We start from the raw sequence: 15154 nt of genomic DNA, 5'->3' as shown, positions 1-15154 counted from the left end.
AGCCCGCAGGGCCGGCCCGGACGATGGCACACGCTCTGGTGGGACATATGTCTGATTGTGGCGCTTTGTCATTGTTTATAGCTACAAGTCCGACTGTGCCTACCTAACTCGGTACGGGAGGTATTTGTGCGCGAGGGTTGACAGGGGTTATCGCCAATGTAACTATCGCAAAATCTTACAAATATCTGAAAATAGATTCGAGTAACTCGAATGAAGAGCGGTAGGAAGTCATCAAGCGTCGATAAGGCATTTGAGCTGATCAGTGCGGTGTCCGGAAGCGGTCAGTCCGGAATGACCCTGGGCGAACTCGCGGCGCACACCGGTGTCGCCGTCAGCACCGCCCACCGCTATGCCATCTCGCTCCTGGAACTGGGAGTTCTGGAGCGGGACGCCGCCGGCGCCTTCCGGCTCGGCGTCACCCTCATCACCCTCGCCGGGCGCTACCTGGAGGAGGACGGGCTCCGCGCCGCCGCCCAGCCGTACCTGGCCGAGCTGGTCGAGATCAGCGGTGAGACCGTCCACCTCGGCGTCCCGGTGGGCCACCACATCGTCTACGTCGACAAGGTGGAGAGCGCCAAGTCGGTGCGCCTGGTCTCCAGGATCGGCAGCCGCGTACCGCTGCACTGCACCGCGATGGGCAAGGCGGTCCTCGCCTTCCTGGACGAGCCGCGCCGCGCCGAGATCCTGGCCGCGCAGACGGAGCCCCGCACCCCCAGAAGCCTCACCGGCGACGCGCTGCTCGCCGAGCTCGAAACCGTACGAGACCAGGGCTTCGCGATCGACGACGAGGAGAACGAGGAGGGGGTGCGCTGCATCGGCCTGCCGATCATGAACGCCTCCGGCCGCCCGGTGGGGGCGTTCAGCGTGTCCGCACCGGCCGGAAGGTTCAGCCTCGGCGACTGCCACCGCCTGGCGCCGGTCGCGCTCGGGATGGCCGCGGACATCGGCCGCCGCATCGGCTACGCCGCTCCCAGGACCCGCAAACCCGCCTGATCCCGCCCCTCCCAACGGGGCGTGAAGCTCGTAACGCAAAGCTTGTATGGAAGGAAGTGCAACGAATGTCCGCTCTCACCTCGTCGGACGCCTCCGTCATCACCGTCCGCAACCCCGGCACCGGCGAGCAACTCGGGGAGGTGGAGGCGGCGAGCGCGGAACGGGTGGCCGCGGTGGTCGAGGCCGCGCAGGAAGGCCAGCGGGCGATGGCGGCGATGCCCGCCCACGAGCGCGCGGACCTCCTGCGCCGGGTGGCCGATCTGATCGAGGCCGAGCGGGACGGCCTCGCCACGCTGCTCGCCGCCGAGAACGGCAAGCCCGTGCAGCAGACCCGGGGCGAGGTCGACGCCGCGATCCGGATCTTCCGCGGGTACGCGGGCGAGGCCACCAGGCTCTTCGGCCGCCAGATCCCGCTCGACGCCGTACCCGGCCTGGAACGGCACCTCGCGGTGACGATGCGCGAGCCCCTCGGCGTCGTCGCGGCACTGGTCCCGTTCAACTACCCGGTCGAGCTGTACGCGCACAAGGCCGCCGCGGCCCTCGCCGCGGGCAACGCCGTGATCGTCCAGCCGCCCGCCCGCTGCCCGCTCGCCCTGGTCAGGGTGGCCGAGCTCGTCGAGCGGGCCGGTGCGCCCGCCCACGCCCACCAGCTGGTCGCCGGAGGCGTCCAGGTGTCCCAGGCGCTGGCGCAGCTCCCGGGGATCGCGGCGGTGAGCCTCACCGGCAGCACCGCGGCGGGCCGCGAGATCGCCCGCCTCGGGTCCGCGACACTGAAGAAGGTCTTCCTGGAACTCGGCGGCAACGACGCGCTCATCGTCTGCGACGACGCCGACGCCGAGGAGGCCGCCCGCGCCGTCGTCCTCGGCCGCCTGGCCAGGGGAAACGGGCAGATCTGCTGCGCGGTCAAGCGCGTCTACGTCCAGGACGGCATCCACGACGCCTTCGTCGAGTCGCTGCTCGGCCAGACGGCGAAGCTCTCCGTGGGCGACCAGCTGCTTGAGGAGACCGACGTCGGCCCCCTCATCGCCGAGGAGGCCGCCGAGCGGGTCGAGGCCGCCGTCGGCAGGCTCGTCGGGGAGGGCGCCAGGCTCGCCGCCGGGGGCGGCAGGCGCGGCGCGTTCGTCGACCCGGTCGTGCTGGTCGACGTGCCCGCCACCAGCCCCACCTTCGCCGAGGAGATCTTCGGCCCGGTGGCGCCCGTCGCCCGCTTCGCCGACCCCCTCGACGCGGTGCGGATGGCCAACGAGTCCCCGTACGGCCTGCACGCCGCGGTCTTCACCCGGGACGTCTCGCGGGCGTTCGCCATCGCGCGGCGCCTCGACGTCGGCGGGGTCGTCATCAACGGCTCCACCGCGCTGCGCGCCGAGAACCTGCCCTTCGGCGGTACCAAGGACACCGGCGGCTACCGCGAGGGCCTGCACGAGACCGTCCTCGACTTCACCCGGCAGAAGACGGTCGTCGTCATGGAGGCGTTCGGATGAGCCTGGAGCTCCGGGGCGTCCGCAAGGACTACGGCGGCGTCGAGGTGCTGCACGGGGTGGACCTCGTGGGCCACCCCGGCGAGGTCCTCGCCGTGGTCGGCGCGAACGGGGCCGGCAAGTCGACCCTGATCAGGATCCTCGCCGGCGCCCAGTCCATGAGCGCGGGCGAGATGTGGATGGACGGTGAGCGGGTCGAGCTGCGCTCGCCGCACGACGCGCACGCCCGGGGCATCCGCACGGTCTACCAGGAGCTGACCCTGGTACCCCAGCTGTCGGTCACCGAGAACCTGCTGATGGGGCACTTCCCCAGGAAGCGCGGCGGGCTCATCGACTGGACGGCGGCGCACGCCCGCGCCCGGGAGCTGCTGGAGAGCATCGGCTTCGGCGCGATCGACCCGCGTACCGTCGCGGGCCGCCTGACGGTGGCCAGGCAGCAGATGGTGGAGATCGCCAAGGCGCTGGTGGACGAGCCGCGCGTGCTGGTGCTCGACGAGCCCTCCGCCGTACTGGCCGGAAGCGACCTTGAGTCGCTGTTCGCGCTGATCAGGCGGTTACAGGAACGCGGAGTGCTGGTCGTCTACGTCTCCCACCGGCTCGCGGAGGTCCTGGAACTGGCCACCTCGATCGTGGTGATCAAGGATGGCAGGATCGTCGAGACGACCGAACCCGCCCGTACGGGCGAGAACGAGCTGATCCGCCTCATGGCGGGCCGCCGCCTCGAACAGATCTATCCCGACCGGCGTGCGGGACACGGTGAGGTACGGCTCAGTGTCTCCGGGCTCACTCGCGGGGGCGAGTTCGAGGACGTCTCGTTCTCCGTGCACTCGGGGGAGATCGTCGGCCTGTTCGGCCTGGTCGGCTCCGGCCGCAGCGAGCTGGCCCGGTGCGTCTTCGGCGCCGAGCCCGCGTCCGCCGGCCAGGTGCGTGTCCGGTCGGGCGCCGAGTCGGCGGATCGGTCGCGTGCCGGTTCCGATGCCGGGTCGGCGGATCGGTCGCGTGGCGGTTCCGGTTCTGAGCCGGCGGATCGGTCGCGTGGCGGGTCCGGCGCCGGGTCGGCGGATCCGGAGCGTGGCGGTTCCGGATCCGGCGCCGAGTCGGTGGACGGGGAGCGTGCCGGGTCGGTGGAGCGGGAGGGCGCCGGTTCCGGTGTCGAGTCCCCGTCCGCGGGGCGGTGGCGCGGCCGGTCCGGCACCGTCGGCTTCCGTACGCCGGCCGAGGCCATCGCGGCCGGGCTCGCACTCGTCACCGAGGACCGCAAGCGCACCGGCCTGGTGCTCGGGATGAGCGTGCTCGACAACATCACGCTCACGACCCTGTACTCGGCCACCCGGGGCCCGCTGATCGACACGGGCCGCAGGCGCAGGAACGTCGCCGAGATGATCGACCGGCTGGGCATCCAGCCCTCGGGGTGCGCCTCGATGCCGGTGGTCAACCTCAGCGGCGGCAACCAGCAGAAGGCCGTGCTCGCCAAGTGGCTGCTGGCCGAGCCGCGCGTGCTCATCCTCGACGAGCCGACCCGCGGCGTGGACATGGCGGCCAGGGTCGACATCTACCGCATGATCGACGACCTCGCCCGGCAGGGCCTCGCCGTCCTGCTCATCTCCTCGGACCTGACGGAGGTGCTCGGCGCCACCGACCGGGTCCTCGTGATGAACCAGGGGCGCATCACCGGCGATCTGCGTTCCGACCAGACCACGGAGGACGAGATCCTCGCCCACTCGATCGGGCGGACCGCATGACCCGCCCAGCCCGGAGGGACAGCATGACCCGGCCAGCCCGGAGCAACCATATGACCGGGCCAGCCCGGAGCAACGACATGACCGGGCCAACCCGGAGCAACGACATGACCTGCCCAGCCCGGAGGGACCGGACGACCCGGCGGCCCGCCCGGCCCGGAGGGATCGCGTGACCGGGCAACCGGCGGGGCCCGCGCGGACCTCGGCCTCCACCGCTCCGAACCCCAAGGGGGCGGCCTCCTCCGCCCCGGTGCCCGCCGGTCCGGCGGTCCCGGGCCCCGGGAGGTTGCCCCGGCTGGTCCTGGCCGGCCGGGACGTCACCGCGCAGGTCGCGTTCGTCACGCTCCTCGTGGCGCTCGTCGCGGTGGCGGCGCTCACCTCCGACACGTTCCTGACCCCGACCAACCTCACCAACCTGCTCAAGCAGATGGTCACCACCGGCCTGCTGGCGTACGGCATGCTCGTGGTGATCCTCACCGGCGGCATCGACCTGTCGGTCGGGTCGGTGGTGGCCTTCTCCGGCATCATCACCGCCGGTCTCGTCTCCAGCCTCCCCATCCCGATGGCGACGATCGTGGGCGTCGCCTGCGGGATCGGGTTCGGGCTGGTCAACGGCATGCTGGTCGCCCGGTTCGGGCTGGCGCCCTTCGTGGTGACCCTGGCGGCGCTGACCACCGTCAGGGGACTGGCGTTCGTCTACTCCGAGGTGCCGATCACCCCCGAGGACCCGGCGTTCCTCACCCTCGGCTCGGCGATGGTCGGTCCCATCCCGCTGAGTACCGTGATCATGCTGGCCGTGTTCATCGCGGGCGGCCTGTTCCTGACCCGCTTCCCGGCCGGGCGCTCCATCGTCGCGATCGGCGGCAACGCCGAGGCCGTAAGGCTCGCGGGCATCAACGTGCGCAGGCACGTGATCCTCGCCTACACCATCAGCGGCGCGTGCGCCGGCCTGGCCGGCGTCATCCTGGCCAGCCGGGTGGGCATCGCCCAGCCGAGCGTCGGGGTGGCCTTCGAGCTCGACGCGATCGCCGCGTGCGTGATCGGCGGGGCGAGCCTGGCGGGCGGGCGCGGGTCCGCGAAGGCCACCTTCGGCGGCGTCCTGGTCCTCGTACTGATCAACAACCTCCTCAACCTGTACGGCGTGCAGAGCTTCTGGCAACAGGTGCTCAAGGGCTTGATCATCATCGCCGTCATCCTCGTCCAGCGCGCCAACCAGGTGCGCACCTGACTTACCCGCTCCACAACACCCCCCCGAGGTATATCGAAATGAACACTAAGAAATTCAGCAGCCTGCTGGCCACCGGCCTTCTCGCTCTCAGCCTTGCCTCCTGCTCGTCCAGCGAGGGCGAGCCCTCCACCGCCACCGCCGCCGCCTCCGGTGACGGCTCCTACACGATCGGCGTCGCCAACTTCATGTTGAGCGGCCCCTACTTCAGCGGCATGGACAAGGCGATCGCCGCCCAGGCCAAGAAGAAGGGCAAGATCGAGATCATCAGCACCGACGCCAACGGTGACGCGGCCAAGCTCGCCTCCAACGTCGAGGACCTGCTGAGCAAGAACGTCGACGCCATCATCATCTCCGGCGGCCCGTTGGAGTCGGCGCCCGCGGCGCTCAACGCGGCCAAGACGGCGAACAAGCCCGTGGTCCTGGTGGACCGCAAGTTCCAGACCGGCGAGTACACCAGCTGGATCGGCCCGGACAACAAGGCGATCGGCGTGCAGAACGGTCAGTTCCTCGCCGAGAAGCTGCCCAAGGGCGGCAAGGTCGCGATCATCAAGGGCGGTCCTGCCGACAACAGCATCGGCCTGGCCCGTACCGAGGGCGTGAAGTCGGTGCTCGCGGGCACCGCGGGCATCACGCTCGTCGAGGCCCCCGACTTCGGCGGCTGGGGATCCGACGGCGGTCTCACCGTGATGGAGAGCCTGCTGGCGACCAACCCCGATCTCGTCGCGGTGTTCTGCGAGAACGACGCGATGTGCCTGGGCGCGCAGCGTGCCATCGCGGACGCGGGCAAGGCCAAGCAGATCATCATCGCGGGCGTCGACGGCCAGGCCGAGGCGCTCAAGGCGATCCTCGACGGCACCAACTACCTGGTGACCGGTCTGAACGACGCGGACATCATCGGCGCCAAGGGCCTGGACCGGGCGGTCGAGATCCTGAGCGGGGCCAAGGTCGAGAAGGACACCGTGGTGCCCTCCCCGAGGGTCACCAAGGAGAACGCGGCCGAGTACTTCGACCCGAACGGCGGCTTCTAATCCGTTCCGACCTGTTCCAGCCAGTTCTAACTCGTTCTAACCCTTTCTGATCCGCGGCCGTTCGGGGGAACGGCTCGTGGAGTACGGCCGGTTTGCACGGCGGCCGGGTGGCGGTCGGCGACGCCACCCGTGTTCGCCCGGTATCGGAACGGAGGTGCGGACACCCGCGAGGACGCGGGGCGCGTTCAGGCACGAGCAACGCCTTACTCGTCGAGTGAAAGGCACGTAACCCATGCGAAGAAACGTCAGAGGGGCCGCGCGCAAGGCGGCCCTCGCCGCGGTCACCACGACCGTCGTGGCACTCACCTCGTTCGGGGTCAGCACCCCCGCTACGGGTGACACCGCCGCGCCGGCCGGCGCCGGTACTCCCAGCCCGAGCAGCCCGAGCACTCCGAGCACTCCGAGCAGCCCGAGTACGTCAGGTAAGTCGGGCACGTCGGGCACGCCGAGCGCGCAGGCCAAGGCGGGCGCGGAGAGCAAGGCGGGCGCGGCGAGCAGCGCCGCCGCCGTCGACTGGACCCTGCTGCACTCCGAGAACTTCTCGGCCCCCATCAACACGGGCAACGCGCCGTGGGTCAGGGAGAACTACACCACCCCGTTCGACACGATCATGGATGACTCCGGCCAGTGGTACCGCAACGACTACGGGCCGGCCTGGACCACCGCGTTCAACTCCTTCGCCACCTACCGCAAGGAGTTCCCGGTCGGCCAGGGCGGCTGGCTGACGGCTTCGCTCTCCGCCCGCGACTGGAACAAGGACGGCGTCATCGAGTCGCCGCCGTCGATCACCACCGCGACGGTGGGCGGCGCGCCCGCGGCGGTGCTGAACGTGCCCGACCACACCGGCGGGGCGATCTTCCGGCCCACCAACAAGCTGCCCGACCAGTATCGCGTCGAGTACAAGCTCAAGACCATCGACTTCGGTGGCAAGCGGAACGGCTCGATCGAGTACAACGGCAAGGTCAACGGTTACAGCACCCAGGGATGCAAGACCCAGCACCCCTGGGGCGAGGGTTCCAGGAGCCCCGGCTGGAGCGGTAACGCCGCCGCGCCCTACTGCGAGTGGCAGGACGTGCGGTCGGGCCCGTACGGCTACAACGGCTTCCACTTCATGTCGATCGTGGACTTCGCCAACCCCGCCCCGAGGAACAACCACTTCTGGCACTACCGCCGCAAGGTGCTGATGGACTCCTTCTCCCAGCACCCCGACCGGGTCGGCAGCGGCACCGGCGGGCGGGTCTGCAACTCCAACACCAACCAGTACTACAACTACCGCGACGGCAACTTCAACACGGTCAACATGTGGATCAGCGGCCTGCCCAACTGGACCCCCGGTCAGGGCGGTCTCGCGGGCAACTCCCAGTGGTTCATGACGAACTGCTCCGGCGGTGTGGCCGAGCAGCAGCTGTCGTCGGCGGCCGAGATCCAGCCCGAGCTGATGCCGAACCAGTCCTACACCTTCGCCATCGAGCGCGACGCCACCGGCTACGTCCTCGAGGCCAGCGGCAACTTCGCCCGGGTCGGGCAGAAGACGATCCGCTTCCACCGCCCCTTCATCGTGAACAACGCGCCGATCTGGCACTACAACGTCAAGCCCGGCGAGTACGACGGCCGCTACAACGCCACCCTCGTCCAGAACGACGTGAACGGCAGCGCGTCCTGGCCGAACCAGTGGCCGGCCGGCTCCCAGTATCCCGACTACTTCGTGATCGGCGACCTCTACACCAACGTCTACGAGGGCAGCGCGAGCCTGACGGACATCCGTCTCTACGTTCCCCAGACGACGCCGCCGGTCACCAACCTCGCGCTGAACAAGCCGGCCACCGCCAGCAACCAGTGCGCGGCCGCCGAGGCTCCCGCCAAGGCCGTCAACGGCAGCTGGACGGCCGGCAACTCCGACAAGTGGTGCGCGCTGGGCGCCAACAAGTGGCTCCAGGTCGACCTGCAGTCGAACACGCAGGTGGGACGGTTCGTGGTGCGCCACTCCGGTGCGGGTGGTGAGAAGGCGAGCTGGAACACCCGCGACTTCGACCTCCAGGTCAGTACCAACGGCACCACCTGGACGAACGTCGTGAGCGCCCGGGGCAACACCGCCAACGTCACCACCCATACCTTCACACCCGTCACCGCCCGGTACGTCCGGCTCAACGTCCTCACCCCGACCAGCGACAGCGATGCCGCGGCCCGCGTCTTCGAACTGGAGGCCTATGCCAGCTGACGGGTCCTGCCCGGCAGGACCGGCACGCGCCGCGGCGGGAAACCCCCGCCGCGGCGCTCCGCCCGCCGGGCGCGAGTACCCGGCGGGCGCCCGGACGGCCAGCAGCCGGACGGTCGCCGGAGCGCCCACGCCGGATGAGAGGTCCGGATCCTGCGTGCGGCGCCGATCCGAATCCGGTGTGACCGGTGTGAGTCGCCGGTCCGGATCCCGCGTGAGTCGTCAGTCTGAATCCGGTGTGAATTGCCGGTCCGAATCCCGCGTGAATTGCCGGTCTGAATCTCGCCAGCCCGAAGTCGCACGCCCGCCATAGCTTTGCCCACGTGCAGGGCCCCTCCCGCCATACGGGGCCCGACGACGAAAGGGCAATTCCATGGACCTGCAGCTTTCCGGCCGTGTCGCGGTCGTCACCGGCGCCTCCAAGGGCATCGGCCTGGCCGTCACCCGTACCCTGCTCGACGAGGGGGCCCGCGTCGTGGCCGCCTCGCGCAAGAGCACCCCGGAGTTGGAGGCGCTCGGTGGCGCCGACCTTCTCCACGTACCGGCCGACCTGACCGACCCCGAGGCGCCGGGCCAGATCGTGGCGCGGGCCGTGGAGGTGTTCGGCGGCCTGGACATCCTGGTGAACAACGCCGGTGGCCCGCCGCCCGGTGTGGCCCTGCCGCGCTTCTCGTTCCTGGCCCCCAACGACGACGACTGGCGGGCGATGTTCGAGTTCAACCTGTTCTCGGTCGTACGGGCCGTCCGTGCCGCCGTCCCGGTGATGCTCCAGCGGGGCGGTGGCTCGATCGTCAACGTGTCCTCGGGCGGCGCCCGGCTTCCGGCCCCCATGAACGTCGACTACAACGCCGCCAAGGCGGGTCTGAACAATCTCACCAAGGCGCTGTCGGAGGAGTTCGCGCCGCAGGGCATCCGGGTGAACACCGTGTCTCCGGGACCCGTGCGGACGGCGTGGTGGACCGAGGAGGGCGGCGCGGCCGACATCATCGCCGCGCAGGCGGGGACCGACCGTGACACTGTGATGAACAGTGTCGCGGTGGAGATGATGAAGCTGACCACCGGCCGCCTCGTCGAGCCGCAGGAGATCGCCGACGTGATCGCCCTGCTCGTCTCGCCGCGCTCGGCGAGCACCACCGGCGCCGACTTCGCCGTCGACGCCGGGTTCCTCAAGGAGATCTGACACACCCGGCCCCGGTGGGCATCGGCTTACCCCAGCTCACCCGGTGCTCGTGGTCACCTGATGTTCGTGGTCACCCGATGTCCGTGGGCTCCACGCCGACCTTGGCCGCGATGGTCCGCGCGGCCGGCGTCGGCGAGATGCCGGCACCGAGCGTCCCGTTCAACCAGATGATCATGACGTTCAGCGCATGCGTCTCGCCGTTTTCGTCGTAGGGGAATGCCAGACTTGCGGCACCGCGACGCGGTGTTCCCCGCGACGCGGTGTGCCTGCGGCGTGGTGTGCCCGCGGCGCGGGAAACCGGCGTCGTGGGGTGCCTGCGGCGTGGGGTCCCCGCGAGGCGGGGTCCCTCACGGCGAGGTGTTCCCCGTGACGCCGGGCGACCGACCACCCGTTCCGCAAGGAGGCATCATGACGACCCGCGACCAGGACGACGCCCCCACCGACATCCCCGCCAACATCGGACGTCCTGCGCGTGGGGCCCTGTCCGCGGCCGGTTACACGACGCTCGCCCAGGTGGCCTCCATGACCGAGCGGGAGCTCCTGCGGCTGCACGGCGTTGGTCCCAAGGCCATCCGCCTGCTGCGCGATGCCCTCGCCGAACGCGGTCTCGCCTTCGCCGACCGGGAGGCGTGAGTTTCAGCGACCAACCGGAGCGACCAACCGGAGTGACGAGCCTCGGACCTCCAGATGAAGGGGCCGAACGGGACGCCGACCTTGCGGGCGGCGGAATGTCAGCTGTGGTGCCGCATCTCTGGCCAGAGCTGTGACCAGGGGCGCAGGGGGTCGCGGCAGACAAGGATGGGCAGGTTCTGCTCCTCGTTGGACAGGCCGACGCCGTTGTCGATCCTGCCGCGTTCCTCGCAGGCGGTGAACGCGTGGGCGTAGCCGCCGGGGGAGTCGGTCACGACCACGGCGATCCGCGCGGACGGGGACGGCGGCCCGCGCCAGTAGAGCTCGTTGTGCCCGCTGTGGACCTCGGGCAGGCCATACTCCCCGGCGTAGCGGTCCAGCGCCCCGGCCTCGCCGTAGTTGTCGGTGAGGAGTACGGTCCGTGCGCGCTCCTGGGGCGTCAGCCCGCCGACCACCGCCGCGACGCGCGCGGCGAACTCCGGCCAGCCGATCGACTCGCGCGCCACCTCGTTGATCCCGGCGACCGGGGTGCCCTCCAGGGCCGAGGGAGGGATCACCGGTAGCGCGACGACGACGGAGACGACCGCGTTGACCGCCAGGGCGCCGACGACCAGCGCACGCCGTCCCGTACCCGACATCCACCGGCTGACCGGGCCGCACCCCGCCGCGAAGAGCAGCACGAGCAGGCCCGCCACGTAGTCGGGGCGCCCGCCGGAGTAGAGCGTCAGCGCGCAGGCCAGCGGGTAGGCCAGGGCGAGGCAGCGCAGGCGGGGTTCCCGCCACAGCCGTACGGCACCGACCGCCTGGAGGGCCGCCTGGGGCGGGCCGAGCAGCAGGATCTGCAGCGGTACGAAGGCGAGGCGGTTGTCGGCGCCCTCGTCCGCCTCCAGTGCCCCGGCCATCACCAGCTGCGGCCAGCCGTGGGTCGCCTGGTAGACCAGGTTGGGCGCGGCGACCACGAGGGCCAGCAGCGCGCCGAGCCAGAGCCTGCGGTCCCGCAGCACGTCGCGCGGCCCCGCCGCCAGCACGCCCACGCCCAGGCTGACCAGGAACAACACGATCAGCTGCCGGTTGTACGTCGCCACCCCCGCGACGGCGCCCAGCGCGAGCCACCAGCGGCCGTCGCCCCGCAGCGCCCGTACGGCGAACAGCGCCGCCGCGACCCAGAGCGGCAGGTCGACCCCGAGGGTGAGCAGGGAGTGGCCGCCGATCAAGAGCAGGGTCGTGGTGGCGATTCCCGCCGCGGCGACGATCTGCGCCCTCCGGTCGCCGCCGAGTTCCCGGGCCAGGAGGGCGACCAGGACGACGACGAGCGACGCGATCAGGGCGGGAACGACGCGCAGGGCGACCACGGTGTCGCCGAACACGGCGACCGAGGCCCGCGCGATCAGCGGGGTCAGCGGCGGGGTGTCGAAGTATCCGAGGGAGGGCCGCTCACCCAGCATCCGGAAGTACAGCTCGTCCCGGTGGTAGCCGTAGCGCGGGCTCGCGACCAGCAGCACGGCGAGCGTGGCCAGCGCGACCGCGCCGACGGGCCGCCCGGCGAAGGGGGCGGCCGGGGCGGTCGTGCGCGGGGCGGAGGGAGCGGACACCCGTTCATCATCGGCTTTCGACGCCGGTGACGCGAGAGGCGATCCCGATCTGTCCGTCATCGGGTACGAAGGGTGATCCTGATCCGCCCGCCGTTTGATACGAGGGGTGATCCTGATCCGCCCGTCGTCCGGGACGGGGAGTGATCCCGATCCGCCCGTCGTGCGGCGCGAGGGGTGATCCCTTCCCGGACAGGGTCTTCGACGGCGATCTGCGTTCGGCGTGACCTAACCCGCGGCCGCTCCCTCCGCTCCCTCCGCTTCCTCCGCTTCCTCCGCTTCCTCCGCTTCCTCCGCTCCCTCCGCTTCCTCCGCTTCCTCCAGCGTTCGTTTCATGTCCGCCGCCCCCCGTTCGACGCGCGCGCGGATCTCCGCCGCGAGCGCGTCCGGCAGCACATCGGTTATCCAGACAAGTCGGCTGTGGCCGGACTCTTCAGGGAAGACCTGGAACGAGGCGTGGTGGTGCGTGATGGCCGGTTGCGCGCCTTCGACCACCGCGTAGGCGAATCGGCGAGTCGTGTCGTCGACATCGACGATCAGCTCGCGGATGACCTTCCCGTTGGGAAAGACGAGAATCCTGACGTCGCCCTCGATGTGGGTGTCGGCGACGCGGTCCGGCAGGAGACGCCGGTGCACCGCGCCCACGTCGCGTATCGCCGCCCACACTCGCTCCGGGCTGGAGTTGATCACGACTTCTGTACGGATGGAAGCCATTTCCCGCTCTCCTGTCTGCTCGGCTCACGGCCGGGTGTCGTCCGTGCCGTCGTTCTGGCTCAGGTGCCGGGAGAGCCGGTGCTGGTTCTCGGCGAGGCGCAGGCACAGGTGCCGCAGCTGGGTCAGCTCGTCGGGCGTGAAGTCGCGGAAGATCGCCGCCATCGCGGCCTGTGTCGGTCGGCGGAAGGATTCGATCCACGCCTGTCCCGCGGGGGTGATCTGGGCCAGGACGGAGCGCCGGTCGTGACGATCGGGGACCCGCCGCACCAGCCTGTCGCGTTCGAGGGTGTCGACCAGCCCGGTGACGTTGCGGGAGCTCACTCCGGCCGACTGGGCCAGGTCGCCGATGCTGACTCCGTCGTCGGTCGAGGCGCTCAGCCGCATCAGGATGTCAAGCGCCCCCGAGCTCAGCCCGCGGCCCTGAGCTCCGTGGGCGCGGATGCGCTCGACGGCGTGGAAGGCGGTGCGGACGGCGGTCGCCGCCTCAAGAGCGAGGGTGTCGTCTCCGGCGGTGAACCGGGCCATCGCCGCCCTCGCCCCAGGATCGAAGAGGGAGCCGCCGGGATCCCGGTCGAACTCTGTCGGTGATTTATGTACGTCCTTCATGATGAAGGCATACTTTAATACCTACTTCGCTAAATTGTCGATGCGGAATCCCGTATCGGCAGGGGAGGGGTGACGAGGACGGGCTTCGGACGTCGGAGGATCTGTCTGTCCGCACAGGCCCTGGACCGGGAGGTCACCGTGGCCTTGGACGCTCGCATGGCGGTCGTGATCGTCGTGGGATGACATCCCCCGGTCTGATTCGCCGTCTCCGGAATCAGACCGGGATCCGATGTGGCCGGGGTGGTCGTTCGGAGATCGTGGCCGTCATGCTGAAATCAATCGCCATCGCCCTGACCCTCCTGGGCTCGGGCGCGCAGGCACCACAGGCCGATCCCCTCGACTGGAGCACCTGCCCGGGTGACAAGATCGGGATGGAGTGCGCCGACCTGCGGGTCCCCGTCGACCGGCAGCAGGCCGCCGGCCGCGAGATCACACTGAAGCTGGGCCGCCTGAAGGCCACCGGAACCTCCGAGGGCTCCGTCCTGATCGCCTACGGCGGGCCGGGCGGGCCGGGGATCGCCATCACCCAGTCCGGGAACCAGTGGGCCAAGCTCCGCGAGCGCATGGACATCGTCACGTGGGACACGCGGGGTTACGGCGAGCAGTTCGGCGGCCTGAGCACGGGCCTGCCGTGCACCTGGACACGCGTACCGCTGCCCGAGTTCCCCGAGGACGACGCCGACTTCGGGCGGCTCTCCGACACCAACCGCGGCTACGCCGAGGCCTGCCGCAACAAGGACCCCGAGTTCTTCGCCAACATGAGCTCGGCCGACAACGCCAGGGACATGGAGGCGATCAGGAAGGCGCTCGGCGACGCCAAGCTCAACTTCTACGGCGCCTCCTACGCCGGGTTCTACGGGCAGGCGTACGCCAGGCTCTTCCCCGGCCAGGTGCGCACGATGGTGCTCGACGGCACGTGGAACCACAGCACCGCCGACTGGGTCGGCGAGCTGGAGAAGATGGCCGGGAGCAACGAGGAGGCCATCGGCCGCTTCTTCGACTGGTGCGCCTCGGGGAAATGCCGGGACGTCGTACCCGCGAAGTGGCGCAAGCTGGTCGCCAGGGCCGATCGCGCGCCGATCCCCGCCAGGCAGGCCGGCATCGCGTACGACGGACGCGACCTGCAGGCCTTCGCGGTGAGCTCCGCCAGGCAGGGCGCCGAGGCGTGGCCGAAGCTGGCGAGGGACATCCGCGCGGCCATCGGCGGTGACGCCTCCGGCTTCGTCCCCGCGCGCGGCGCCCGCTACCCCGACCAGGCGACCGGCGTCACCGAATGCGTCGACTGGCCCCGTCCCGCCGGCCGCGCCGAGCTGGACGCGACGATCGCCCGGCTGCGCGAGATCGCGCCCAACACGGGCACCGCCAACACCCTGGCGACCGGGACCCTCGGCTGCGTCGGCTGGCCGGTGCGGGTGACCAACCCGCCCGCCCCGCTGCCGAAGGGCCTGCCACCCATGCTCGGCGCGGGTGCCTGGGGCGAGTCCGACGCCGTGGAGCGGGTGCTCAAGCAGGTACCGGGCAGCGTCACTGTCCGGCACGAGGGTCCCGGCCACACGCTCCACGCCTCCAACCCCTGCGCCCGTGACCACATCGACCGCTACCTCACCGACCGCGTACTGCCCGCGGCGGGGACGAAGTGCTGACGCCGGGCTGAAGCCGCACGCGCCGATCCGGTAAAGCATGATCAACGATCTCCTCGCGCGGGTTCCTCGGTTCCGGCTCGTCGCCGGGTTCGCTGTGGCGGTGACGGCGAG

At 70.5% G+C, this 15154-nt stretch carries 12 protein-coding genes; 9 read left to right on the top strand and 3 right to left on the bottom strand.

Annotation, left to right across the window (positions count from 1 at the left end; all coding sequences use genetic code 11):
* Nucleotides 1-210 precede the first annotated feature (210 nt).
* The 8 genes from OG587_RS03325 (at nucleotide 211) to OG587_RS03290 (ending at nucleotide 10494) form a co-directional block, all read left to right on the top strand.
* Nucleotides 211-993: an IclR family transcriptional regulator gene (locus tag OG587_RS03325; RefSeq protein ID WP_329086702.1), complete on the top strand. Its 783-nt coding sequence runs from the start codon at nucleotides 211-213 to the stop codon at nucleotides 991-993.
* Between the two features lie 65 nt (nucleotides 994-1058).
* On the top strand, nucleotides 1059-2474 hold the full coding sequence (locus OG587_RS03320) for an aldehyde dehydrogenase family protein (protein WP_329086700.1): 1416 nt from the start codon (nucleotides 1059-1061) through the stop codon (nucleotides 2472-2474).
* Nucleotides 2471-4213 (top strand): sugar ABC transporter ATP-binding protein, encoded by a 1743-nt coding sequence (locus OG587_RS03315; protein ID WP_329086698.1) that lies wholly within the window; start codon nucleotides 2471-2473, stop codon nucleotides 4211-4213. Before OG587_RS03320 ends, OG587_RS03315 begins: the two co-directional genes overlap by 4 nt.
* Before the next feature lie 166 nt (nucleotides 4214-4379).
* On the top strand, nucleotides 4380-5438 hold the full coding sequence (locus tag OG587_RS03310) for an ABC transporter permease (protein ID WP_329086695.1): 1059 nt from the start codon (nucleotides 4380-4382) through the stop codon (nucleotides 5436-5438).
* Nucleotides 5439-5476: 38 nt separating this feature from the next.
* Complete coding sequence (locus OG587_RS03305) at nucleotides 5477-6466, top strand: substrate-binding domain-containing protein (protein WP_329086693.1); 990 nt, start codon at nucleotides 5477-5479, stop codon at nucleotides 6464-6466.
* A gap of 232 nt (nucleotides 6467-6698) precedes the next feature.
* Nucleotides 6699-8684 carry a discoidin domain-containing protein gene (locus OG587_RS03300; RefSeq protein WP_329086691.1) on the top strand — a complete coding sequence of 662 codons (1986 nt, stop codon included), beginning with the start codon at nucleotides 6699-6701 and terminating at the stop codon, nucleotides 8682-8684.
* Between the two features lie 370 nt (nucleotides 8685-9054).
* On the top strand, nucleotides 9055-9861 hold the full coding sequence (locus OG587_RS03295; RefSeq protein WP_329086689.1) for an SDR family NAD(P)-dependent oxidoreductase: 807 nt from the start codon (nucleotides 9055-9057) through the stop codon (nucleotides 9859-9861).
* A 408-nt stretch (nucleotides 9862-10269) separates the two neighbouring features.
* On the top strand, nucleotides 10270-10494 hold the full coding sequence (locus OG587_RS03290; RefSeq protein ID WP_329086687.1) for a hypothetical protein: 225 nt from the start codon (nucleotides 10270-10272) through the stop codon (nucleotides 10492-10494).
* 98 nt (nucleotides 10495-10592) lie between these two features.
* Here the strand turns inward: OG587_RS03290 and OG587_RS03285 are convergent, their stop codons facing one another.
* From OG587_RS03285 to OG587_RS03275, 3 genes are all read right to left on the bottom strand, one after another.
* Nucleotides 10593-12083, bottom strand: a complete 1491-nt coding sequence (locus OG587_RS03285) for a glycosyltransferase family 39 protein (RefSeq protein ID WP_329086686.1) — start codon at nucleotides 12081-12083, stop codon at nucleotides 10593-10595.
* Nucleotides 12084-12308: 225 nt separating this feature from the next.
* Entirely contained in the window at nucleotides 12309-12794 is a 486-nt protein-coding gene (locus tag OG587_RS03280) for an SRPBCC family protein (RefSeq protein ID WP_329086683.1), read from the bottom strand.
* Between the two features lie 24 nt (nucleotides 12795-12818).
* Nucleotides 12819-13400 (bottom strand): MarR family winged helix-turn-helix transcriptional regulator, encoded by a 582-nt coding sequence (locus OG587_RS03275; RefSeq protein ID WP_329086681.1) that lies wholly within the window; start codon nucleotides 13398-13400, stop codon nucleotides 12819-12821.
* A 266-nt stretch (nucleotides 13401-13666) separates the two neighbouring features.
* Between OG587_RS03275 and OG587_RS03270 the strand changes: the two genes are divergently transcribed.
* The gene (locus tag OG587_RS03270; protein WP_329086679.1) at nucleotides 13667-15043 is read left to right on the top strand and encodes an alpha/beta fold hydrolase; all 1377 of its coding nucleotides are present in this window, start codon (nucleotides 13667-13669) and stop codon (nucleotides 15041-15043) included.
* The last annotated feature ends 111 nt before the right edge of the window (nucleotides 15044-15154 follow it).

Source organism: Streptosporangium sp. NBC_01469 (genome assembly GCF_036227305.1).
Lineage (GTDB): Bacteria > Actinomycetota > Actinomycetes > Streptosporangiales > Streptosporangiaceae > Streptosporangium.
The sequence above is the reverse complement of the archived record's forward strand: the minus strand, read 5'-3'. Positions and strand labels throughout refer to the sequence as shown.